General features: G+C 66.1%; 24 protein-coding genes. 9 read left to right on the plus strand and 15 right to left on the minus strand.

Annotated features, from left to right (window positions below; translation table 11 throughout):
• The first annotated feature begins 22 nt into the window (after positions 1 to 22).
• Entirely contained in the window at positions 23 to 2473 is a 2451-nt protein-coding gene (locus BCEP18194_RS36715) for a phosphocholine-specific phospholipase C (RefSeq protein WP_011356392.1), read from the plus strand.
• Positions 2474 to 2575: 102 nt separating this feature from the next.
• Here the strand turns inward: BCEP18194_RS36715 and BCEP18194_RS36720 are convergent, their stop codons facing one another.
• Both BCEP18194_RS36720 and BCEP18194_RS36725 read right to left on the minus strand, forming a co-directional pair.
• A complete protein-coding gene (locus BCEP18194_RS36720; protein ID WP_011356393.1) occupies positions 2576 to 3235 on the minus strand; it encodes a M24 family metallopeptidase in 660 nt (219 codons plus the stop codon).
• Between the two features lie 161 nt (positions 3236 to 3396).
• The gene (locus tag BCEP18194_RS36725; RefSeq protein ID WP_011356394.1) at positions 3397 to 4560 is read right to left on the minus strand and encodes a porin; all 1164 of its coding nucleotides are present in this window, start codon (positions 4558 to 4560) and stop codon (positions 3397 to 3399) included.
• A 748-nt stretch (positions 4561 to 5308) separates the two neighbouring features.
• Between BCEP18194_RS36725 and BCEP18194_RS36730 the strand changes: the two genes are divergently transcribed.
• Positions 5309 to 5899 carry a GNAT family N-acetyltransferase gene (locus tag BCEP18194_RS36730; protein ID WP_041493400.1) on the plus strand — a complete coding sequence of 197 codons (591 nt, stop codon included), beginning with the start codon at positions 5309 to 5311 and terminating at the stop codon, positions 5897 to 5899.
• 40 nt (positions 5900 to 5939) lie between these two features.
• Here BCEP18194_RS36730 and tam read toward each other — a convergent pair whose 3' ends face one another.
• The gene (gene tam, locus BCEP18194_RS36735; RefSeq protein ID WP_011356396.1) at positions 5940 to 6725 is read right to left on the minus strand and encodes a trans-aconitate 2-methyltransferase; all 786 of its coding nucleotides are present in this window, start codon (positions 6723 to 6725) and stop codon (positions 5940 to 5942) included.
• A 137-nt stretch (positions 6726 to 6862) separates the two neighbouring features.
• On the opposite strand from tam, the gene BCEP18194_RS36740 reads away from it, so the two are divergent.
• The 3 genes from BCEP18194_RS36740 (at position 6863) to BCEP18194_RS36750 (ending at position 9864) form a co-directional block, all read left to right on the plus strand.
• Positions 6863 to 7753 (plus strand): LysR family transcriptional regulator, encoded by an 891-nt coding sequence (locus BCEP18194_RS36740; protein ID WP_011356397.1) that lies wholly within the window; start codon positions 6863 to 6865, stop codon positions 7751 to 7753.
• Between the two features lie 147 nt (positions 7754 to 7900).
• Positions 7901 to 9184 (plus strand): cystathionine gamma-synthase family protein, encoded by a 1284-nt coding sequence (locus BCEP18194_RS36745; protein ID WP_011356398.1) that lies wholly within the window; start codon positions 7901 to 7903, stop codon positions 9182 to 9184.
• A gap of 47 nt (positions 9185 to 9231) precedes the next feature.
• The gene (locus tag BCEP18194_RS36750; protein WP_011356399.1) at positions 9232 to 9864 is read left to right on the plus strand and encodes a hypothetical protein; all 633 of its coding nucleotides are present in this window, start codon (positions 9232 to 9234) and stop codon (positions 9862 to 9864) included.
• A gap of 20 nt (positions 9865 to 9884) precedes the next feature.
• Here the strand turns inward: BCEP18194_RS36750 and BCEP18194_RS36755 are convergent, their stop codons facing one another.
• The 5 genes from BCEP18194_RS36755 to BCEP18194_RS36775 form a co-directional block, all read right to left on the minus strand.
• Complete coding sequence (locus BCEP18194_RS36755) at positions 9885 to 10319, minus strand: GNAT family N-acetyltransferase (RefSeq protein ID WP_011356400.1); 435 nt, start codon at positions 10317 to 10319, stop codon at positions 9885 to 9887.
• Positions 10320 to 10414: 95 nt separating this feature from the next.
• Positions 10415 to 11284: a hypothetical protein gene (locus BCEP18194_RS36760; RefSeq protein ID WP_157687411.1), complete on the minus strand. Its 870-nt coding sequence runs from the start codon at positions 11282 to 11284 to the stop codon at positions 10415 to 10417.
• A gap of 149 nt (positions 11285 to 11433) precedes the next feature.
• Positions 11434 to 12273, minus strand: a complete 840-nt coding sequence (locus BCEP18194_RS36765) for an ABC transporter permease subunit (protein ID WP_011353448.1) — start codon at positions 12271 to 12273, stop codon at positions 11434 to 11436.
• Positions 12270 to 13256 carry an ABC transporter permease subunit gene (locus BCEP18194_RS36770; RefSeq protein WP_011356402.1) on the minus strand — a complete coding sequence of 329 codons (987 nt, stop codon included), beginning with the start codon at positions 13254 to 13256 and terminating at the stop codon, positions 12270 to 12272. Before BCEP18194_RS36770 ends, BCEP18194_RS36765 begins: the two co-directional genes overlap by 4 nt.
• A 10-nt stretch (positions 13257 to 13266) precedes the next feature.
• On the minus strand, positions 13267 to 14388 hold the full coding sequence (locus BCEP18194_RS36775) for an ABC transporter ATP-binding protein (protein ID WP_041493402.1): 1122 nt from the start codon (positions 14386 to 14388) through the stop codon (positions 13267 to 13269).
• On the opposite strand from BCEP18194_RS36775, the gene BCEP18194_RS41820 reads away from it, so the two are divergent.
• A complete protein-coding gene (locus tag BCEP18194_RS41820; RefSeq protein ID WP_167316031.1) occupies positions 14336 to 14728 on the plus strand; it encodes a hypothetical protein in 393 nt (130 codons plus the stop codon). The two genes, BCEP18194_RS36775 and BCEP18194_RS41820, sit on opposite strands and share 53 nt — an antisense overlap.
• A gap of 161 nt (positions 14729 to 14889) precedes the next feature.
• Here BCEP18194_RS41820 and BCEP18194_RS36780 read toward each other — a convergent pair whose 3' ends face one another.
• From BCEP18194_RS36780 to BCEP18194_RS36790, 3 genes are all read right to left on the minus strand, one after another.
• Entirely contained in the window at positions 14890 to 15357 is a 468-nt protein-coding gene (locus BCEP18194_RS36780; RefSeq protein ID WP_011356404.1) for a nucleoside deaminase, read from the minus strand.
• Positions 15358 to 15464: 107 nt separating this feature from the next.
• Positions 15465 to 15935 carry a cyanase gene (cynS, locus tag BCEP18194_RS36785; protein ID WP_011356405.1) on the minus strand — a complete coding sequence of 157 codons (471 nt, stop codon included), beginning with the start codon at positions 15933 to 15935 and terminating at the stop codon, positions 15465 to 15467.
• Positions 15936 to 15965: 30 nt separating this feature from the next.
• Positions 15966 to 16625, minus strand: coding sequence for a carbonic anhydrase (locus BCEP18194_RS36790; RefSeq protein ID WP_011356406.1), 660 nt, complete (start codon positions 16623 to 16625; stop codon positions 15966 to 15968).
• Positions 16626 to 16738: 113 nt separating this feature from the next.
• Here BCEP18194_RS36790 and cynR point away from each other — a divergent pair, with 113 nt between their 5' ends.
• Together cynR and BCEP18194_RS36800 are read left to right on the plus strand one after the other, a co-directional pair.
• Entirely contained in the window at positions 16739 to 17635 is an 897-nt protein-coding gene (gene cynR / locus BCEP18194_RS36795; RefSeq protein ID WP_011356407.1) for a transcriptional regulator CynR, read from the plus strand.
• 85 nt (positions 17636 to 17720) lie between these two features.
• Positions 17721 to 18176, plus strand: coding sequence for a DUF3304 domain-containing protein (locus BCEP18194_RS36800; RefSeq protein WP_011356408.1), 456 nt, complete (start codon positions 17721 to 17723; stop codon positions 18174 to 18176).
• A gap of 61 nt (positions 18177 to 18237) precedes the next feature.
• Here the strand turns inward: BCEP18194_RS36800 and BCEP18194_RS36805 are convergent, their stop codons facing one another.
• Both BCEP18194_RS36805 and BCEP18194_RS36810 read right to left on the minus strand, forming a co-directional pair.
• Entirely contained in the window at positions 18238 to 18441 is a 204-nt protein-coding gene (locus BCEP18194_RS36805) for a hypothetical protein (RefSeq protein ID WP_011356409.1), read from the minus strand.
• 34 nt (positions 18442 to 18475) lie between these two features.
• A complete protein-coding gene (locus BCEP18194_RS36810) occupies positions 18476 to 19795 on the minus strand; it encodes a DUF3422 family protein (RefSeq protein WP_011356410.1) in 1320 nt (439 codons plus the stop codon).
• 161 nt (positions 19796 to 19956) lie between these two features.
• Between BCEP18194_RS36810 and BCEP18194_RS36815 the strand changes: the two genes are divergently transcribed.
• Positions 19957 to 20832, plus strand: a complete 876-nt coding sequence (locus tag BCEP18194_RS36815; protein WP_011356411.1) for a LysR family transcriptional regulator — start codon at positions 19957 to 19959, stop codon at positions 20830 to 20832.
• Here BCEP18194_RS36815 and BCEP18194_RS36820 read toward each other — a convergent pair whose 3' ends face one another.
• Both BCEP18194_RS36820 and BCEP18194_RS36825 read right to left on the minus strand, forming a co-directional pair.
• A complete protein-coding gene (locus BCEP18194_RS36820) occupies positions 20833 to 21393 on the minus strand; it encodes a hypothetical protein (protein ID WP_011356412.1) in 561 nt (186 codons plus the stop codon).
• A gap of 141 nt (positions 21394 to 21534) precedes the next feature.
• The gene (locus tag BCEP18194_RS36825) at positions 21535 to 21885 is read right to left on the minus strand and encodes a hypothetical protein (RefSeq protein ID WP_011356413.1); all 351 of its coding nucleotides are present in this window, start codon (positions 21883 to 21885) and stop codon (positions 21535 to 21537) included.
• Between the last annotated feature and the right edge of the window lie 214 nt (positions 21886 to 22099).

Here is a 22099-nt window from a genome sequence, read left to right on the forward strand (position 1 = left end):
CCATCCACGACAGAGAGCGATCATGCAAAACAAACCCACAACACGACGTCAATTCCTCGCCGATGCGTTGAAACTCGCCGGCGCCACCGCGATCACGGGCATGCTGCCCGAAAGCATCGCACGCGCGCAGGCCATTCCGGCCGCCACCGTAACCGGCACGATCCAGGACGTGAAGCACGTCGTGATCCTGATGCAGGAAAACCGCTCGTTCGACCACTACCTCGGCGCGCTGGGCGGCGCACGCGGCTTCGGCGATCCGCGGCCGGTCGTGATCTCGAGCGGGTATCCGGTGTGGCGCCAGCCCTGGCTGACGTCCTACGTGTTCCCGTTCAACCCGTCCCCGCCTTCCGGCACCGCGAACGGCGACACCTACTACGGCGACCTCGACCACAGCTGGAGCGGCACGCACAGTGCGTGGAACAACGGCTGCTACGACAACTGGGCCGACGCGAAGGGCAGCGGCACGATGTACTACTTCACGCAGAACGACATTCCGTTCTACTACGCGCTGGCGAGCGCGTTCACGGTGTGTGATGCATACCATTGCTCGATGCTCGGCCCGACGGACCCGAACCGGCTGTATCTGTGGACCGGGTGCTGCGGCAACGTCACCGGCTATTCGCCGTACACGACCAACACGATGACGGGCACCGGCTGGACCACGATGCCGGAGCGCCTGAACTCGGCCGGCGTCACGTGGAAGTTCTACCAGGACAAGGGCAACGGCCTGGATGCCGGCCACGGCTACGGCGAATACAACGGCTCCAAAAGCGATCTCTGGTGGAACGGCAATTACGGCGACAACGTCATCCTGAACTTCAAGCAATACCAGAACCTCGGCGCAAGCGATCCGCTCGCGCCGGCGCTCAACGGCACGCAGATCGACCCGTCAGGCGGCGGCAAAGAATACGACACGAACCTCTTCAGCCAGCTGCGCGCCGACGTCGCCAACGGCACGCTGCCGCAGGTATCGTGGATCGCCGCGCCCTACGCCTACTGCGAACATCCGTCGTGGGCCGCGAGCGGCGGCGAATGGTACGTGAGCAACGTCCTCAATGCGCTGACGTCGAATCCGGCGGTGTGGGCCAGCACGGTGCTGCTCGTCATGTACGACGAGAACGACGGCCTGTTCGATCACATGCCGCCGGCCGTCCCGGCCAGCTCCGCCGCCGGCACCGGCCAGTCGACGGTCTCGACGGCCGCCGAATTCGTCGCCAGCAGCGGCGCCGCATCGGACGGCTCGGCCAGCGGCGATGTGCCGATCGGGCTCGGGCCGCGCGTGCCGATGTTCGTGATCTCGCCGTGGTCGAAGGGCGGCAAGGTCAACTCGCAGGTCTTCGATCACACGTCGGTGATCCGCTTTCTGGAAGCGCGCTTCGGTCTGCAGGAAACCAACATCACGCCGTGGCGCCGCACGGTGTGCGGCGACCTGACGTCGGCCTTCGATTTCTCCAACGCGGACCAGACGGTGCCCGCGATCCAGCCGCCGGCCAGCAACATGAACCCGAACGGCTCGACCGTCCTGATCCCCTATCCGACCACCACCGCGGTGCCGGCGCAGGCCACCGGCCGCAGCACCGCCTGCCGCCTGCCCTACGAGTTCTTCGTGCAAGGCAAGGTCAACCGCGCCGGCCACACGCTGGCGCTGACGATGACCAACACCGGCACCGCCGGCGTGCACCTGCAGGCGTGGGTCGACGGCACGAGCACGATCCCCCGGCATTACACGATCGCGGCCGGCGCGAGCCAGTGCACGAACCTGTCGGATTCGCTCGCGCTGAATAGCGGCGGCAGCTACGACTATTCGGTCTACGGGCCGAACGGCTTCCTGCAGACGTTCCGCGGCAGCATCGGCTCGTCCGGCAATACGGGATCGACCGCCGAAATCAGCCTGTGCTACGACGTGGCGAACGGCAACGTGCAGATCACGCTCGACAACTCGGCCGGGGCCAGCGCGACGACGTTCCAGCTCACCGACAATGCGTACGGGATGAACACGCGGCAGTCGTTCACCGTCGCCGCCGGCGCGACGCAAGCGGTCACGTGGTACGGCGACGCCGGCTGGTACGACGCCAGCATTCGCGACGCGAACGATCCGAACTTCCTGCGTCGTGTGGCCGGCTGCGTGCAGACGCAATCCGGTGCGCTGCTCACGGATTCGGCGATCGGCAATACCAGCAAGAAGTTCGTCGCGTCGCTCGCGTCGCAGGGCTCGACGTTCGGCACGCTGCGGTTCGACTACGTCGCGCCGCCGTGGAGCCACAGCCCGAAGAACTGGGTCGGCATCTTTGCGCATGGCGCGCAGCCGACCAAGGGCAGCTACAAGTCGTGGGCGTACCTGCCGAAGAGCAGCGGCTCGCTGCTGTTCTCGTCCACGGCCAACAGCACGCTGGCGTCGGGGCAGTACGACGCGTGGTACCTGTTCGACGACGGCTACACGCCGCTCGCGGGCCCCGTCACGATCACCATCTGACGGCAGGGCCGGACCGTGTCGGCTGCCCGCATGGGGCCGACACGCATTCGGGCGCGACGTACCCCGTTGCGCCCGAATGCTTTTCCAGCCGCACGGTACGCGCTAGACGAGCAGATCCTCGTAGAACGCGCCGAACGGCCGCGTCGGATGCGCGATCTGGATTTCGAGAATCCACAGCCCGGCCGCCGGTGCAGCATCGAAGTCGCCGAGATTGCCGGCCTTGTAGATCGCGTGCGGAAAGTCGCTGACGCGATGCCCCTTGATGTCGACGTTCAGCCGGAAGCCGTGCGCGTCGGCGCGTTGCGCGGCAAATTCGTACAGCGCGATGCCCGCGCAGCCGGTGGTGCGCCAGTGATGCTCGACTTCGTCGTAGATCACGCGCGCCGCGTGCGCGCACGCGTGCATGTCGGGATCGTCGCCGCGCACGAACGTCGCGCCCGCGTCGCCCTCATGCTTCGCCCATACCGCGCCCAGGTCGATGAAGAAGATGTCGTCGTCGGCGAGGACGGGGTCCGCCACCGAGCGCTCCTTGAACGTGCGCAGCGTGTTTTCCCCGAAACGCACGAGCACCGGATGCCAGATCCTGTCCATCCCGAGCGCTTTCAGCACGCTCAACCCCAGCACATTGGCCTCCGATTCCAGCATGCCGGGCCGGATGCCCTCGGCAATCGCGTCGACCGCCTGCCATGTCATGGTTCTTGCGTGCTGCATCGCGTCGAGCGAAAAGGCTTCGCCGACGGCTTCGCGGTGCGTCGAATTCAAGATGGTGCTCCCGTGCGGGTGAAAGGGGGTGGGGTCGGTCGTTCGTCGTTTCGATATGCACAGGAGAATATATCGATTCGCCGATCGGTGCCGAGTCGCGCTTCGCCCCCCCACAGCAAAACGGGCGCCCCGATGGAGCGCCCGTCAGCGTGACGCGTCGATCAGAACTTGTGACGCAGGCCGATCCGCGTGACGAACTGCGTGTTCGCGCCCGCGTTGCCGATGAACGATCCCGACGAGCCGATCTCGGCCTGCACCGGCACCACGCGACCGTTGATCGTGTTGCTGCCCGACGCCTTCTGGTAGGCCGCGCTCACGTACACGTCCGTACGCTTCGACAGCGCATAGTCGACCGCGGCGTTGACCTGGTGCCACTTGCCGTCGTAGCGGCCGTCGAGCTTCGAGAACGTATAGCCGAGACCGCCGCTCAGGGCCGGCGTGAACGCATAGCGGCCGCCGATTTCGTAGTTGTTCAGCTTCGACGTTTCGCCCGACAGCGGCACGAACTTCGTGTGCGTCCAGTTCGCCCACACGAGCGCCGCGGCGATCGCATAGCGCGCGCCGACGCCGACCGTCTCGAGGTCGCGCAGCCCTTGCGTGTTGACGTTCGCGATGCTCACGCCGAATGCGGGCTGTGCGCCGTTCGGGAAGCGGATGTTCGTGTACGCGGCGCCGATGCCGAACGGCCCTTGTGCATAGTTCGCGCCGAAGCTGTACGCGCTCGACGAACCCTGCGAACCGTTCGCGCCGGTCGTGGTCGGCGTGCCCGCGAACTGCGTCGAGTTCGAGAAGCCGTACATCGCGCCGAACGTGAGGCCCGCGAAGTTCGCGCTCTGGAACTTCACCGCGTTGTTGATGCGGCTCGACGTCAGCTGGTCGAGGTCGTTGATGTGATACGCGTAGTTGCCGGCCGGCGTCTGGCTGCCCATCGAATAGTTCGCGCCGATGTAGTCGGTCGAGAACGAGTACTGGCGGCCGAACGTCAGCGAGCCGATCCCGTTCTTCGACAGGCCGACGAACGCCTGGCGGCCGAAGATCGCGCCACCCTGGCCGATCGAGCCGTCGCCGCTGCTGAAGCCGTTCTCCAGCACGAACAGCGCCTTCAGCCCGCCGCCGAGATCCTCGGTGCCGCGGATGCCCCAGCGGCTGCCCGACGCGACGCCGTCACCGTACTTGACGAGCTTGTCGTGCCCGCCCGTCGTCGCGACCTTGTTCGAATACGTGATACCCGCATCGATCAACCCGTAGAGCGTGACGCTGCTTTGCGCGTGCGCGGCGGTGCCGAACATCCCGAGTGCGGCCGCGGCCACGATGGTCTTTTTCATGCTCACTTCCTTTTGTTGTTGACGCGCGCGCCTGCATCGCAGCGTGACGCGCGGCGTATTGACGAAGAACCGACTGATGAACGAGCGCAAGCCACAGGATCGCCACACGCACCAACACCTCATGCGCGTGCACGATGTTCCGTTTCGATGCCAGTGTGGGCTTGCTGAAGCGGCATGCCGCGGGGCGGCCGCTCGTATTGCAGCGTCGAACAGCGTGCGCTCCGGTTGCGCATGCCGCGACGACGCGTTGCTCCGGCGATGCAGGTCAGAATCTCTTCCGGCTTTCGTGGAGCGGTGGACGACGTGGCGCCTGACGACGCCACGACCTTCGATATATTTTTCGGAATATATCGAGTTGTCACCAAACGGTAAACAATTATTCGGGTTCCTGTCGTCTTTCATCCACATGCGGCCGACGGCCTCGCGGATCGAATGCACGACTCATCGCGGCCGTCATCGCACCGAAGCAAACACGGGGCCTACGCCGAAATCCAGCATAATCAGGCGGTTGAACGAGCGCCTCAACCGGCGCGCGCGCCCCGCACACGTTTGCGTCGCCGTCCGGTCCATCGCTTGACCGCGTTTCACCGGCACGGACGCAGCGAGTCTGTGCCGGTCGCGAGCGCGGCGAATTGTGCAGGTGCAAAAAAACGAAGCAAGGACAATCGCGATGCGGCGCACATCAGGGCGCCGACCCTCGCATCACGGACACCACCACGCCATCCCGCAGAAAACAGGACACCGACACATGGACCGAACCGAGCACATCAGCATCGAACAGACGAGCGGGCTGCCCGCCGACGAACTGGACCGATGCGACTTCTCGTTCGACATCGCCTGGGAATTGAACGCGCCGTATCAGGACCTGCTCGATCTCCGCGCGCTACCGACGCGGCGCAAGCACTACGGCTTCGATCCGGCCGGCTGGGCGGACGAGGCGTCCGGCAAGACGGCGCTCTTTCGCGCGACGGCCGGCGGCCGGCTCGCCGGGTTCGTGGCCATCGGCCAGAGCTGGAACGGCATGGCCGAGATCGCGGAGCTGGCCGTCGACCGCCACTGCCGGCGGCAAGGCATCGGGCAGTTGCTGCTGGCGGCCGCCGAATCCTGGGCGCGCGGCCACGGGTTCGGCTTCATGCGGCTGGAAACGCAGTCGAACAATGTCGCCGCGTGCAGCACCTATGCGCGCGGGGGCTTCGTGCTGGGCGGGCACGACCGCCTGCTGTATGCGGACGACGAGAACGACGGTGAAGTGGCGTTGTTCTGGTACAAGGACCTGCGCGACGGGCAGACCGCGCGGATCCGCACGGTCGACCCGGAATCGATGCGGCCGGTGGGCTGATGCACGGCCGCCCGCGCTTCATGACCGAATCATTGCCGCTTTACGTCCGCGTCGCGACGATGAACAGGCGCGGGAACGGCAGCAGCACGGTGCCGTCGGCGAGTGCCGGATAACCACCCGGCCCCGCAATTGCATCGCGATACCGCGAGAGAAACGCCGCGCGCTCGCCATCGTCGAGCGCCGCGAGGAACGGCCGCAGCGCACTGCCCTTGAACCATTCGACGACCGCGTCGGCGCCGCCGCGCAGCGGGTGGTAGTAAGTCGTCCGCCATACATCCACGCGCGAGCACAACGGCGACAGCAGCGCGTGGTAATAACGCGCATCGAACCGCTCGGTGCGCGCCGCCCCCTTCAGCTTGTCCGCCCACGGCCCGGCCGCGGCGACTTCGCGCATCAGCCGATGCGCGGGTTCGTCGAGGTTGTCGGGCATCTGCACCGCGAGATGGCCGCCCGGCGCGAGCCGGCCGACGAGTGCCGGAAACAGCGTGTCGTGCGCGGGCACCCATTGCAGCACCGCATTCGCGAGAATCAGGTCGTAGCCGCCCGGATCGTCCCAGGTGGAAATATCCACGACATCGAAACGCAGGTCCGGCAGGCGCTTGCGCGCGGCGTCGATCATGTCCGCCGATGCATCGATCCCGTGGACCGTTGCGTGCGGCGCACGTGCGATCAGCGCCTCCGTCGAATTGCCGGGCCCGCAGCCGATGTCGATCGCGGTACGGATCGGCGTGTTCGGCACGGCGGCCAACAGATCGCGGATCGGCCGCGTGCGCTCGTCTTCGAATTGCACGTACTGGGCGGCGTATCGGTCGAGTGGGGTCGTCATGTCGTTTCTCCTGGTCGGCGTGGACGGCCTTGGCTTCTACGCGGAGGGGATGCCAGCGGCCGTCGATCCCACGCATTCTGCGATCGTCACGGAGTTCAGTAAAATGAATTTAATATCGTGATTGAGTCATATTTCTGATGAAAATCGATACGCTCGGTGTCCAGGCCTTCGTCGCAATCGCCGACGGCGGCAGCTTCCGGCAGGCAGCCGAAACGCTGCACGTCACACAAACAGCCATCACGCAGCGGCTGCGCAAGCTCGAAACCTTTCTCGGCGTCGCGCTCGTCGAGCGCACCACGCGCCGCACCACACTCACCGAAATCGGCCGGCGTTTCCTGCCGCAAGCGCGCCGGCTGCTGAACGAACTGTCCGACGCGCTCACCGAAATTCGCGAAACCGGCCTGAGCCAGCGCGGCGACGTCACGATCGCATGCGTGCCGACGGTCGGCGTGCAATACCTGCCCCGCATCCTGCGCGCCTTCTCCGCGCACCGGCCGCACGATCGCGTGAAGATTCTCGATCACGCGTCGGCGTCGGTTCTGCAGGCCGTGCTGCATCGCGAGGCCGAGTTCGGCATCGGCATCGCCGGCGACCAGCATCCCGAACTGGTCAACGTGCCGCTGACGAGCGACCCGTACGTGCTGGTGTGCCGCGACGATCATCCGCTCGCGAAGCGGCGGCGCATTCGCTGGGCCGCCCTGCAGCCGCACCCGCTGATCTTCGCCGGCGAAGTGAGCGGCAATCGCGGGCTGCTCGACGGTGCGCTGAAGACGAGCGGCGTGTCGCTGCATTCGTTCTACGAAGTGCAGCGCAGTTCGACGGCGCTCGGGCTCGTCGCCGAAGGGCTCGGTGCGGCCGTGGTGCCGAAGCTCGCGATCCAGAAGAACGCGTATCCGATGATCCGCACGATCGAGCTCGTCGAGCCGGCGGTGTCGCGCACGCTCGTGCTCGTCACACGCAAGAGCGCGCAACTGTCGCCGGCCGCCCGTGCGTTGTACGACATGATCGTCGAGCAGGCGACCCCCTGACGATAGTGTCAGGGGGTGGGTCACGCAGCAGCGCCTTCGGGGTAGTATCGCCACACGCGGTCGCAACGGCCGGTGCCTACCCGGCGCCGCGCGCGTCATGCCGTCGCTGCAACGGCCGTTCCTCACCACCCCTGCACGGAGCACTGCATGGCCTATCGCAACTATCACAAGCGCAAGATTGCAGACCGGGAACTCCATCCCGAAACCCAGATGATGTCGTACGGCTACGATCCGTTCCTGTCGGAAGGATCGGTGAAGCCGCCCGTGTTCCTCACGTCGACGTTCGCGTTCCGCACGGCCGAGGACGGCGCCGAATTCTTCGACGTCGTGGCCGGACGCAAGCCGTCGCCCGAAGGCGAAGGCGCGGGCCTCGTCTACAGCCGTTTCAATCACCCGAACCTGGAGATCGTCGAGGATCGCCTCGCGCTGCTCGACGATTCCGAAGCCGCTGTCGTGACGTCGAGCGGCATGTCGGCCATCGCCGCGATCCTGCTGACCTTTCTGCGGCCGGGCGACTGCGTCGTCCAGTCCGTGCCGCTGTATGGCGGCACCGAAACGCTGATCTCGAAGTTCCTGCCCGAGTGGGGCATCCGCTCCGAAGTGATTGCCGACGGACTGTCCACCCACGCGATCCGCGCCGCGCTCGAAGCGGCCGCGCAAAAGGGCAACGTGCGGATGTGCTACATCGAGACGCCCGCCAACCCGACCAACGCGCTGTTCGACCTCGAAGGGCTGCGCAGCGAGATCGACGCGTTCGAGGCTCGCCACGGCTATCGTCCGCTGTCGGTCTGCGACAACACGCTGCTCGGGCCGCTGTACCAGAAGCCGTCGCGGCAAGGCATCGACCTGAGCGTGTACTCGCTGACGAAATACATCGGCGGGCATAGCGACCTCGTCGCCGGCGGTGTCACGGGCACCCGCGAGCTGATCACGAAGATCCGCTCGATCCGCAGCACGCTCGGCTCGCAGCTCGACCCGCATTCGTGCTGGATGATCACGCGCTCGATGGAAACGCTCGTGCTGCGCATGCAGCAGGCCGCCCGCAGCGGCAGCACCGTCGCTCGCTGGCTCGCCGACAATCCGCATCGGCCGGTGCGCGTGCTGCACCCCGAGCTCATCGACGAACCGGCCTATCAGGCCGTCTATCAGCGCCAGTGCACCGGACCCGGCTCGACGTTCGCGTTCATCCTCGACGGCGGCCGCGAGCAGGCGTTCAGGTTCATCAACCACCTGACGCTCTTCAAGTCGGCGGTCAGTCTCGGCGGCACGGAGTCGCTGATCTGCCATCCGGCATCGACGACGCATTCGGGCGTGCCGGCCGACGCGCGTGCGGCGGCGGGCGTGTCGGAAGGGTTGATTCGCGTGTCGGTCGGGCTCGAACATCCGGACGACCTGATCGCCGACCTGTCGTACGCGCTGGAGCATTGCTGACCCGCGTGGCATGCGCCCCGTGGCGGTTCGCACGGGGCGGCGCCGGGATGCCGGCGTTCGAGCCGCGTAATCGTGCTTACCCGAGGATTCGCACCACGAACACCACGCGGCATCGATACCTGATCGGCAATCTGCAACACGCGCCGGACGTGACCATGACGATCGCGCACACGCTCGACAAGCCGGACCCCGCGTCCTACCGGTACTGCACCGGGCGCGTGACCGTCGAGCTCGACTACCCGGAAACGTCGGGCGGATCGACCACCCAGGTCAGGAAATTCCCGTTCGACGGAAAATGGTTTCCGCTGGATCAGCGGTCGTTCGAGATGCACGTCGGCGACTTCATCCTGCCGCCGGAATTGTGCTGCCAGGGCATCGGCACGCTGTGCTGGTCGGAAATTCGTCGAACGCTTCCCCTTCCATCGAGCTTCCCGTTTTTTCTCAGCGGCGGCCTCAGCGACAAGGATGCAACGATCACCGGCAAGATCCTCGGAACGAAGCGGACGATCGACAACATCGCCCGCCGCGACGCATTCTGGCGCCGCATGCTCGATCCGGCCTCACCGCCGTTCATGTCCGACCAGAACGGCGAGGGGTCATTCAGAGGCCTGTTCGTCGATCCGGTCGCTCACTCCAGCTACGTGCCGAAGGCGATCGCGACGAAAATTCCGACCGCGTAAGGCGAGCCGCCTGAACCGGTTCACAGCACCTTCACCATGAACACGCGCGACGCGCCTTCCGGCTCGCACGGTACCTCGCCGAACGCTTCGTAGCCCTGCTTCCGGTAGAAATCCGGCGCCTGGAACGAGATCGTGTAGAGCACCGCACGCGCGCACCCGCGCCGTTTCGCTTCCGCTTCGGCCTCGCGCAGCAGCCGGCTGCCGAAGCCGCCGCCGCGCAGCGATTCGGGCAGGTAGAACAGATCGATGAAGAAGAGGCCGAGCGACGTGCGCCCGGTCAGGCCGCCCAGGATCTCGCCGGTCGTGGGATCGGTGACGTACACGTCGAGCGCGGCCGCGTCGGCGCGCCCCGTCATCGCGTGATTGAATTCGCCGAGCTTGCGGCTGATGAAGTCGTGAGCGGCCGGCTGCTCGGTGTCGGTGAGCCGGAGGGTAACGTCGGGAAGGGCTGTCATCGGGAGCACGCGTGCGTGAAAGGGCCGCCGGGTGTATCGCAACCGCAGCGGGCATCGCACGACTATAGCGTGTCGCCCGCCGCATGGCGAACGCGCTACTCACGCGCGATATCGCGTGCCATGTGGAATTCCCACGTGTCAGTCATCCGCATCGGGAACCCGAATCCCGGTGCCGACGGCACCGTCGCGAATCGCGACGGCTGCGCCGCCTTGCAGGTGGCATCGTCGCCGTAGCCGACCAGCTCGGTCACGAGCGAGCCCGCATTCTTCAGCGATTCGTCGGCTGCTCCGTCAGCCATCGACGGCTCGAACCCGCTCTGCAGGTTCGCGCGCAGCACGACCCGTCCGATCGACGGCGCATACCACGACACTTCCTTGCTGTAGCCGGACACCGTGCATTCCGGCTGGTCGCAATGCATGTTCATGTCGCGCAGCGTCGCGTCGGTCGTACCGGGATCGCTCTTGGTCCACGACGTGGTGCGCACAATCACGAACGTGTCGTACGTGCCCGCGCCAACCTGCCGCTTCTCCGTACCGATCACCTCGCTCGACGCAACCGCCTTGTAGCGGTAATGCCATGCCCATCCCCGGCCGATGTTCGCGGTCACCGTTTCGTCGAAGCGATCCTCCCACTGCTTGCCCTGCTTCAGCGGAAACACGATCAGCCTGCGCTCACCGTGCCGCGCCGGATTCGGCGTCGTATAGGTCGCGATATCTTCGTCGATCTTCATCGGCGCGGCGGCCGGCCCGACGTCGTAGCTCGCGACGCCGTCATGCACGGCCTTGAGCGTCATCGGCGTCACACGGCCCTCGCCGACGCTGTAGCACCACGTCGTGCCGACGGCCGGCAGTGTGCGGGAATCGGCGGCCGGCGCGGCGGCGGCCCATTGCCCGTGACTCATCGCGACGACGGCGGCGGCGAAGCCGATCGCCGGCACCATTCTTCTTGACAGATGGCAGAGCATGGCAGGAACGCATGTCGTTGAATTGTCCGACATGATGCCAGCAAAGCGCGCGGTTCACGACTGCCCGGTTATCCCGCCCCGCAGACCAACGCAAACGGCGGGTCCGTCACGCGCCCGCCGTCTCTTTCGTCACGCCATCACACCCGCCCTCACGCCACCGCGAACGCCGCCTTCATGTCGGCGATGCGCCGCCGCTCGCGCGCGATCATCATCCGGTTCACGACGATCACGCCGATCGTCACCGCCGTGATGAACAGCGTCGCCAGTGCGTTCATCTCCGGGTTCAGCCCCAGCCGCACGCGCGAGAACACCACCAGCGGCAGCGTCGTCGAGCCCGGCCCGGACAGGAACGCCGACAGCACCAGGTCGTCGATCGACAGCGTGAACGACAGCAGCCACCCCGACAGCAGCGCCTGCGAGATCAGCGGCAGCGTCACCACGAAGAACACCTTCAGCGGCGTCGCCCCCAGATCCAGCGCCGCCTCTTCCAGCGACTTGTTCATCTCCTTCACGCGCGACTGCACGATGATCGCCACGTACGACACGCACAGCATCACGTGGCCGATCCAGATCGTCACCATCCCGCGACCCTTCGGCCAGCCGAACATCTGCTCCAGCGCAACGAACAGCAACAGCAGCGAGATGCCCTGGATCACTTCCGGAATCACCAGCGGCGCATTGATCATCCCCGTGTACAACGTGAAGCCCTTGAAGCGGCCGAAGCGCGCCAGCACGAAGCCCGCCCACGTGCCGATCACGACCGACGCGGTGGCCGTCAAGAGACCGATCTTCAGCGACAGCCACGCGGCGGTCAGCAGCTCGTCGTCATCGAGCAGCGCCGAGTACCACTTCAGCGAGAAGCCCGACCACACCGTCACCAGCTTCGACTCGTTGAACGAGTACACGACCAGGCTGATGATCGGGATGTACAGGAACAGGAAGCCGAAGGCGAGGACGCCCGTCGACAGCGGTTTGCTCGGCTTGATCATTTCGCGTCCTCCAGTTCCTTGACCTGGTAGTACTGGAACAGCGCCATCGGCACCAGCAGCAGCATCACCATCGCGACCGTCACCGCGGACGCCATCGGCCAGTCCATGTTGTTGAAGAATTCATCCCACATCACGCGGCCGATCATCAGCGTGTCGGCACCGCCGAGCAGTTCCGGAATCACGTACTCGCCCACCGCCGGGATGAACACCAGCAGGCTGCCGGCGATGATCCCGTTCTTCGACAGCGGCAGCGTGATCCGCGTGAACGCGACCCACGGCTTCGCACCGAGGTCGTACGCGGCTTCGAGCAGCGTGAGGTCCATCTTCACGAGGTGCGCATACAGCGGCATCACCATGAACGGCAGGTACGAATAGACCATCCCGATGTAGACGCCCGCGTCGCTGTGGTAGAGCCGCAGCGGCGTGTGGATGATGCCGAGCGCGATCAGCGTGTGGTTCAGCAGGCCGTCATCCTTCAGGATGCCGATCCAGGCGTACACGCGGATCAGGAACGACGTCCAGAACGGCAGCATCACGGCCATCATCAGCACGTTGCGGCGGTTCGGTTCCGAGCGTGCGATGTAGTACGCCATCGGGTACCCGATCAGCAGACACAGCACCGTCGATACGGCGGCCATCTTCAGCGAGCTGAGGTAGGTCGCGATGTACAGGTCGTCCTGCAGCAGGAACGCGTAGTGCGACAGCTGCAGCGCGAAGTGCACGACGCCGTCCTTGAACTCGACGAGCGACGTGTACGGCGGGATGCCCATCACCTGGTCGGCGAAGCTGATCTTCAGCACCAGCACGAACGGCAGCGCGAAGAACACGGCGAGCCAAATGAACGGCACGCCGATCGCGACGCTGCGGCCCGACGGCAGGAAGCGCTGCAGCATCGAGAAGCGGCCCGGGCGGGCGCGACCGGAGCCGGCGCTCGCGGCGCCGGTCGGCACCGGCGCGGACGGATTGGAGGCGGAGGTTCTCATCGTGGTGTCCTCACTGCGTCAGCACGACGCCGCTGGCCGGCGACCACGACACGAACACGTCGTCGTTCCACGCCGGTGCGTTGTCGGTCATCAGGTGCGAGCTCGACAGGTTCGACACCACCGTCTTGCCGCTCGGCAAGCGCACGTGATACAGCGAGTAGCTGCCCATGTACGCGATGTCGGTCACGACGCCGCGCGCCCAGTTGTGTTTCGAACCCGGTTTTTCGCGCGACACGTGAATGCGTTCCGGGCGCACCGAGATGCCGACCGGCATCCCGAGCGGGCCCGTGATACCGTGGCTCACGTACATGCGCGCTTCGAGGTCGTCGCTTTCGACGAAGATGTGATCGGGCTCGTCCTCGACCACACGCCCTTCGAACAGGTTGGTCGAGCCGATGAATTCGGCCGAGAAGCGGCTGTTCGGGAATTCGTAGACTTCGCCCGGCGCACCGATCTGCACGATCTTGCCTTCGCTCATCACCGCGAGGCGGCTGGCCATCGTCATCGCCTCTTCCTGGTCGTGCGTGACCATCACGCAGGTCACGTCGACCTTCTCGATGATGTTCACGAGTTCGAGCTGGGTCTTCTGGCGGATCTTCTTGTCGAGCGCGGACATCGGCTCGTCAAGCAGCAGCAGCTTCGGGCGTTTCACCAGCGAGCGGGCCAACGCGACGCGCTGCTGCTGGCCGCCGGAGAGCTGGTGCGGCTTGCGCTGCGCGTACTTGCTCATCTGCACGAGTGCGAGCGCATCGGCCACGCGCTCCTTGATCTCATTCTTCGGCGTGCCTTCCTGCTTCAGGCCGAATGCGACGTTCGATTCGACCGTCATGTGCGGGAACAGCGCGTACGACTGGAACATCATGTTCACCGGGCGGCGGTACGGCGGCAGCGACGCGAGATCTTCGCCGTCGACGAAGATCTTGCCGGACGTAGCCGTCTCGAGCCCGGCGAGCATGCGCAGCAACGTCGACTTGCCGCAGCCGGAGCTGCCGAGCAGCGCGAACAGCTCGTTCTTTGCGATCGTCAGGTTCACGTTGTCGACGGCGGTGCTGTCGCCGAATTTCTTCACGACGTTTTCGATGCGCACGAACGTGTCGTTCGGCTTGAGCATGGTCGTCGGCGGTCGATGCATCGCATCAGGTGTACTGAATGAATCCCGTTTCATGATGGTCCGTTTTAAGCAGGTAAGCGAATCTCAGGCGTCAGGCGCGACCGGTCGGGCGGTCGCGCGGTGCTGGCGGAGAGGGATCGAGCGATTCCTCGTCCGGAACGAATGGCGCAATGAAACAGGTCGGGTTGAACGCACGGCGATCGGTGGCCATCAGTGGCGACCGACCGGGGGCGTCGCGCTGGCTGTCATGAAGATTTCATCGGTTTTCATCGGGCTTTCCGCACGTTTCTGTCGTCTCCAGTGCGAATTTTTAAACCCGTCAAAAACCTTTTGGATCGCGGATTTCCGTTCCGGACATTGAACGGGATCGATGTTTGGCGAGGCGGGAAAACGGGGGCACGAGCCGGCCCGTGCAGCAGCGCGGGCGCCCGGCGGCACGGGTGCCGCCGGGTGAAACGGAGGGTGGGGAAAACGAGCAGCCGGGCGGCTGCCACGCGCGGCCGGTGCGCCGCGCGGATCACGTCACTTCGCGTTCAGTTCCTTCCAGCGCCGGTAGACGTTGATCGCGTCACCGTGCTTCTGCTGCACCATCGGCAACCGGCGTTCGTCGATCGGCTTCGCATATTCGGCATAGAACGTGTCGAGCTCGAAATACTTGCGGTCGTCGCGGTAGAACGGCGCGTAGTCCTCGCGCGTCGTGATGTAGACCACGCGCTTCGGGCTGCAGTAGTACAGCGAGCCGAGACACATCGGGCACGGGCTCGCGAGAATGTAGATCTCGCAGTCGGTCAGGTGCTCGGTGCCGAGCTTGCGGCACGCATCGCGCACCGCAAGAATCTCGGCATGCGCGGTCGGGTCGCTCGTCTGCGCGACGAGGTTCGGGCTTTCCGCGACGATCTCGCCGTCGCGGACGATCACCGTCGCGAACGGGCGGCCGCCCTCTTCCACGTTCTTCATCGCAAGATCGATCGTGCGTTTCACAAAATCCATGGCTGCGTCCTCGTTGAAACGGAATAGCGGGAACGTGCGTCGGCCGGCGGCCGACGCACGTCGGGCGGAAGCCTGCGCGGCACCGCTGTCGCGGCGCCGCACCGGCGTCAGAACGGCTTGGTCGGCAGGTACTTGCCGTCGAGCGTGATCACCGCGCGCGAACCGCCTTCGGGATCGTCGACCTTCTTCACGTCGAGCCGGAAATTGATCGCGCTGATGATGCCGTCGCCGAACTTCTCGTGAACGAGCGCCTTCAGCGTCGTGCCGTACACCTGCAGCATTTCGTAGAAGCGGTAAATGGTCGGATCGGTCGGCACGCGATCGTCGATGCTGCCGCGCAGCGGGATCGACTGCAGCAGCAGCACTGCGTCGTCGTCGAGGCCGAGCTTGTCGGCGACGTTGCGCGCAGCGTCCACCGGCAGCGCGTGCTGGCCAAGCAGTGCGGCCGTCACGAACGCTTCGCTCAGGCCCGTGCCTTCGGTGAGCTGCGCGAACGACAGGTTCTTGCGCGCCTTCGCGAGCACGACGGTCTCGGCAAGCGCGTGGCGGGCGGTCTGACTGTGCTGGGACTGGATCATGGCAATTCCTCGTGGTGGGGTAGGAGCGATTCAGGCCGCGACGGGGAGCGTCGCGGGCGTGGCGCGGACCGCGGGATGGTCCGCCAGGGAGACGAACCGGCCGGTCGCGCCGTCGTAGGCGTCGATGCAGCCCGATTCGATGTCGTAAACCCAGCCGTGCAGCGCGAGCCGCCCTTCTTCGAGCGCGAGGCGCACGGCAGGATGCGTCTTCAGGTTCGCCAGCTGCGCGACGACGTTCTCGCGCACCATCGAGTCGATCCGTTCGCGTTCGCTGCGATGCGTGCGTGCCTCGTTCACGACGCGCGCCGAATCGGCATAGCGCAGCCAGTGGCCGACGGCCGGCATGTGGTCCATGCACTGGCAGGTGGCGATCGCGGTCATTGCGCCGCAATCGGAATGGCCGCAGATCACGACGTCGGTCACGCGCAGTGCGGCCACCGCGTATTCGACCGACGCCGACACGCCGCCCGGCTCGGGGCCGTATGACGGCACGATGTTGCCGGCGTTGCGGATCACGAACAGGTCGCCCGGCTCGCGCTGCGTGACGAGTTCGGGCACGAGCCGGCTGTCCGAGCACGAAATGAACAGCGCCCGCGGGTTCTGGCTGCGCGCGAGGTCGCGGAACAGCGCGGCGCGTTCCGGATAGGCGTCGCGCTGGAACTTCAGGAAGCCTTCGATGATGTCCTTCATCGCGTGTTCTCCGGTGTGGGTGGAATCGATGAAGGGCAGGTTACGCCGGACTTCCAATAACGTAAAAGACTGATTTATGATCTGCCCGATAAGCAGGACTTATAGGAACCGCCATGCTGCTGCGCCATATCCACTACTTCCTCGCCGTCGCCGAGCACCGCAGCTTCACGCGCGCGGCCGCCGCGCTGCATGTGTCGCAGCCCGCGCTGTCCCAGCAGATCCGCCAGCTCGAGGAGACGCTCGGCGCGCAACTGTTCGACCGCACCGGGCGCGTGACGCGGCTGACCGACGCTGGCGACGTGTATTTCCGCTATGCGCGGCAGGCGCTGCACGATCTCGCGGAAGGCCGGCGCGCGATTCACGACGTGCAGGATCTCAGCCGCGGCTCGCTGCGGATCGCGGTCACGCCGACCTTCACGAGCTATCTCGTCGGGCCGCTCGTCGAGGCGTTTCACGGCCGCTATCCGGATGTGACGCTGTCGGTGCGCGAGATGTCGCAGGAACGCATCGAGGCGCTGCTCGTCGACGACGAGCTCGATGTCGGTATCGCGTTCGAGGACGTGCAGACAGCGGACATCGAAGCGCAAACGCTGCTGGTCGAAACGCTCGCGCTCGTCGTGAATCGCGAGCATGCGTTCGCCGGCAAGCGCAAGGCGGGCCTGCGCGCGCTGCACGATGCGCCGCTCGTGCTGCTCACGGCCGAGTTCGCGACACGCGTGCAGATCGACCGCTATTTCCGCGAGCACGACGTGCGGCCGCGCGTATTGATGGAAGCGAATTCGCTGGGGGCGGTGATCGAGATCGTGCGCCGCACGAACCTCGCGACGCTGCTGCCGGCGACGATCGCCGCCGGGCACGGCGATCTCGTCGCCATCGCGCTCGATCCGGCCGTCCTGCGGCGCACCGCCGTGCTGCTGCAACGCAAGGGGGCGTACCGGAGTGCAGCCGCGCGCGCGTTCGTCGAACTGGCACTGGCGCAGCAGGCGGGGCCGGTCAGGCGCGCGCGATGACCCCGGCCGCCGGGGCGCGCGTCATGCGCGCGGGCACCGCCAGCAACCGCTCGTCGCAAGCGAACCGACTCACGGGAACAACACCATGTCGAACCTGATACGCCGCATGATGCTCAACCCGCTTGCCATCGCAGCGCTGCTGGTGGGCGCAGCCTGGTGGGTCCACGCACAGACGCGCGCCGACGGCCCATATCGGGTCGTGGGATTCAACTACACCGATCGTGGCGTCTACAGCTTCGTGGTCGATGGCTTCGGCGCCGGCAGCGTGCACGCGCGCCAGTTTGGCGGCGGGGGCGGCACCGTGTGCTGCATGAGCGTGCCGCGTGGCAAGAAAGCCTGGCACGTGAAGATCACATACGATCTGACGCCCGAAGAAGACGCCCGGAACCAGGCGCCTGAAGTCGTCGAAACCGATGTCGCCGTGCCGGCATTGCCGAACCGGCACGACGGCTATATCGAGTTTCATTTCCTGGCTGGCCGCAAGATCGATGCTCGATGGGTCGCATACCCGACGATGCCGCGCATGCGCGCCGGCGGTTGATCGCGCAGCGCGCAGCGTGCGGACGCCACGCGGCCGGGCAAGATACGTGTGCGGTGTTGCGTCAGTTGTACCCGAGAATCGCCACCGACGCGACGTCCGGCCGGTCAATCGTATTCCCGACGAGCGACGTCATCGGCTCCTGCAGCACGGCCTGATACGAGGTCACGCGCGGCTCTTCCGGCGCACCGGCCTCATCCATCGCCGGTTCGTCGAACGCGGCATCGAAACCGCTGTAAAAACCCGCTTGTGTCTGCGAAAAAGTCATCTCCATTCCTTTCATTGATTGTGTTTTCGATGTTCTAACCGACCTGCTTCAACGCCGCCGCAGGCACCGGTGAGCCGTCATGCACGGCCTCCGATCGCGCCAGCTGCGCGCGCGTGCGCCGCGTGATGTGAATCACCGCGAACACGACCGGCGCGATCAGCAGGCCTTCCGCCAGTTCGGGATCGACCGGCAGGTTCATCACGTGCAGCGCCTTGAACGCCGCCGTCGCGAGCGAAAGCACGTAGTACGAAATGGCCGCTACCGACAGCCCTTCAACCGCGTGCTGCAGATGAAGCTGATTGCGTGCGGTGCGCTCCATGCCCGCCAACAGGCGCGTCACGTCCTTTTCCTGCGCGAGATTCACGCGTGTGCGCAGCAGGTCGACCGCCCGCGCGATCCGCGCGGCGATCTGCTCGTGGCGCGCCCATACGCTGCGGCAGGTTTCCATCGCCGGCGCAAAGCGGCGCTCCATGAATTCTGCGATCGTCGGCATCCCTTCGATGCGCTCCTCGCGCAGCTCGTGGATGCGTGCCAGCACGAGCTTTTCGTACGCACGCGACGCGCTGAAACGCGCGCCCGATCCCGACAGCGCTTCGACCCGCACCGCGAGATGCGTGAGCTTGACGAGCAGCGCCGTGTCGTCGCCGTCGGCTCCGCTTGCATCCATCCGCTGCATCAGCGCATGCAGCGCCGCGTGGATCTCGTCGAGCTCGCGGCTCATCCGGCGCGCGACGGGCAGCGCGAGCAGCGCCATCATCCGGTAGGTTTCGATTTCATACAGGCGTTGCAGCAGCCGGCCGCCCTGCTCCTCGCGGAAATCCTCGTCGATCACGAGAAAGCGCATGAAGCCGTCGTCGCGCACGTGCCAGTCGCAGAACACCTTGCCGCCGCCGAGCACGTTGCTGCCGACGAGCGCGGGGCCGTCGATCCAGCGGCGCAGGTCGCCGCACACGAGCCGCGCGGCGTCGCCCGACAGCAGTTCCATCCGCACCGCGACGAAGCGGATGCCGGCGAGCCGCGCGAACCACGCGGCCGGAATGCCTTCGATCGCGAGATCGTCGAAATAGCCGGTGTCGCGACGCGGCGCGACGAACGTGAAGGTCGAGAATTCGGTGTGGCGTTCCCACTTCAGGTGCCAGCCGCTCGGCGACTGCACCGCGTAGTGCGTCGCGCCTTCGTGCGGCGCGGCGATGCCGGTCTCGCGGCACAGTGTGTGCAGCAGCGTTTCGTGGATGTCGGGCTGGCCGTCCGCGTAGATCGCGTAATGCGTGAGCGACACGGCTTCGGCGAGCCGCAGGAACGGCCGCGCATGCAATTCCGCGGCCAGTGCGGCGCGCAACGGATGGTCCATCATCGATACACCACGCTTTCCTGATCAGTCCCGCACGCCGGTTCGACCGGCCCGAACGCCGCGCCACCCTCGGGTGAAACGTCAGCGTGATCGCACTATGGCAGACACACAGCAACAATAAAAACGCATAATGCTGATCGTTACGTTCAGTTTTCCTGATACCTATGAAGATGCTCGATCACGACGTGTTGGCCACCGTCGTCGCCGTCGCGGAGACCGGCAACATGACCCGCGCCGCCGAGGCCGTGAACCGCTCGCAGTCGGCCGTGAGCATGCAGATCAAGAGCCTGGAAGACGCGATCGGGCGGCCGCTGTTCGTGCGCAAGCCGCGCAGCATCGTGCTGACGCGCGAAGGTGAAGTGCTGCTGGGATTCGCCAGACGAATGCTGGCGCTGCGCGACGAGGCCTGGGCGGCCGTGGTGCGGCCGGAAGTGACCGGCAAGGTCGTGATCGGCGTGCCGGACGACTATGCGTCGTCGCTGCTGCCGTCCGTCCTGAAGAAATTCTCGGCGACCTACCCGAAGGTCGAGATCCAGGTGATGGGGCTGCCGAGCAGCGCGCTCGCACCACTGATCAAGGACGGCACCGTCGATCTCGTGTGCGGCACGCGCATCAAGGGGCTGTCGGGCGACTTCATCCGCCATGAGCCGATGGCGTGGGCCGCGATGACGAACGGGCCGCGCGTGTGGGAAGAGCGGCCGCTGCCGATCGCGGTGTTCATGCCGGGCAGCGTCGCGCGCGAGAACGCGATCCGCAGCCTGGAGCGCGCGAAGGTGCCGTACCGCACCTCCTATGAAAGCCCGAGCCTGCTCGGGCTGCTCAGCATGGTCGAGGCCGGCCTCGCGGTCGCGCCGCTCGCGCGCTGCGCGATTCCCGCGCAACTGTCGATGCTCGGCCGCTCGCACGGGCTGCCCGACCTGCCGCCGCTCGAGCTGATCCTCGCGCGCAGCACGAAATCGAAACGGCCGCCGTGCGACTTTCTCGCGGAACAGTTGATGGAAGACCTGCAGCGGCAGACCGGGCAGACCGGCGACGCGTGATCAGCGCGTCGCGCCGAACCCGGCCGCGCCCAGCGCCGCGTTGACGTTCGCGGCCACCGCATCGACGAGTGCCTCGAGCGTATCGCCGCGCACCTGCGCGTGTTCCGGTGCGAGGAGCTCCTTGCGTTGCCAGCCCCACTGCGCACCCGACGCGACCGACAGCGTCGCGCCGAAGCGATTGCCGTGGCGGAGGCCGAAGGTGCTCACGCGCCGCCCGGCCACATAGTCCTGTTCGGGCAGACAGAGCCGGATCTCGACGGCGACCTGATCGCAATCGTTGACGCGCGCGGCCGGGGTGACCGTCGCCGCGAACACCTTGCCGATCCGCCAGGTCACGCAGGTTTCCCACGCCGCGAGCGGCCCGCCGGCCGCGTCGACCCGTTCGGTGTCGACCGACCACTGATGCCGGTCGGGCACGACGATCGCCTGATGCAGCAGCACTTCGGCCACCCGCACCGTCGTCACGAGCTGACGCGCGAGCTGCTGGCCCGACGGCAGCGACACCGTCCGTACGCGGCGGCTTTCCGGCCGCGCGACATGCACTGCTTCCATGAGGTCCATGACCCCTCCGTATTCAGGATCGACGCCGCGCACGCGGTGTCGCACGCCGGTCCGACGCTTGCAGGCGGACGGCATGGCGACCGGGAATCGGGCGGCGGATCGAACAAGCCATCGAGGAACGAGCAACAACCGTTCCCCGCTTCACCGCGCCTTCGGCCCGATGCGCAAACGACGCGCGACCGGCCCGATCACCGCATCGGCCTGCTGCGCGATCAGCATGTGCAGCGTGAAATCCAGGTCTTCCGGCGCAATGTCGAAGTGCACGTGAACCACGTCGCGCACGGCGCGCGCGCTGACGACATACACACCGAGCGGGGAATGCAGCAGCGCCGCGAGCCGGGCGTGCGCGTGTTCGCCGGAATCGGCCGTCAGCGTGACGGGCAACTGCAGGCGCGGGCGCGGCGGCGGGAAAGGAATGACGTTGTTGTGAGTGCCGGCGCGCAACTGGCGGCCGGCGACATTGAAGGCGGGAACGGGATGAATGAAGGTCATGGAGCGGACGGAAGCCGTCTCGGCTGTTCGACACGTCCTCAGCTTAGAAGAGACGGCATAAACGTCGTGCAAAAAAACGCGGTGGCGGTGCAAAAAACGGCATGGGGGACATAACAGGTCACCGGCACCGGCTGGTGGCTGGTGGCTGGTGGCTGGCGGCTGGTGGCTGGCGGCTGGTGGCTGGTGGCTGGCGGCTGGTGGCTGGTGGCTGGTG

Source organism: Burkholderia lata (assembly GCF_000012945.1).
In the GTDB taxonomy this organism is placed as follows: Bacteria; Pseudomonadota; Gammaproteobacteria; order Burkholderiales; family Burkholderiaceae; genus Burkholderia; species Burkholderia lata.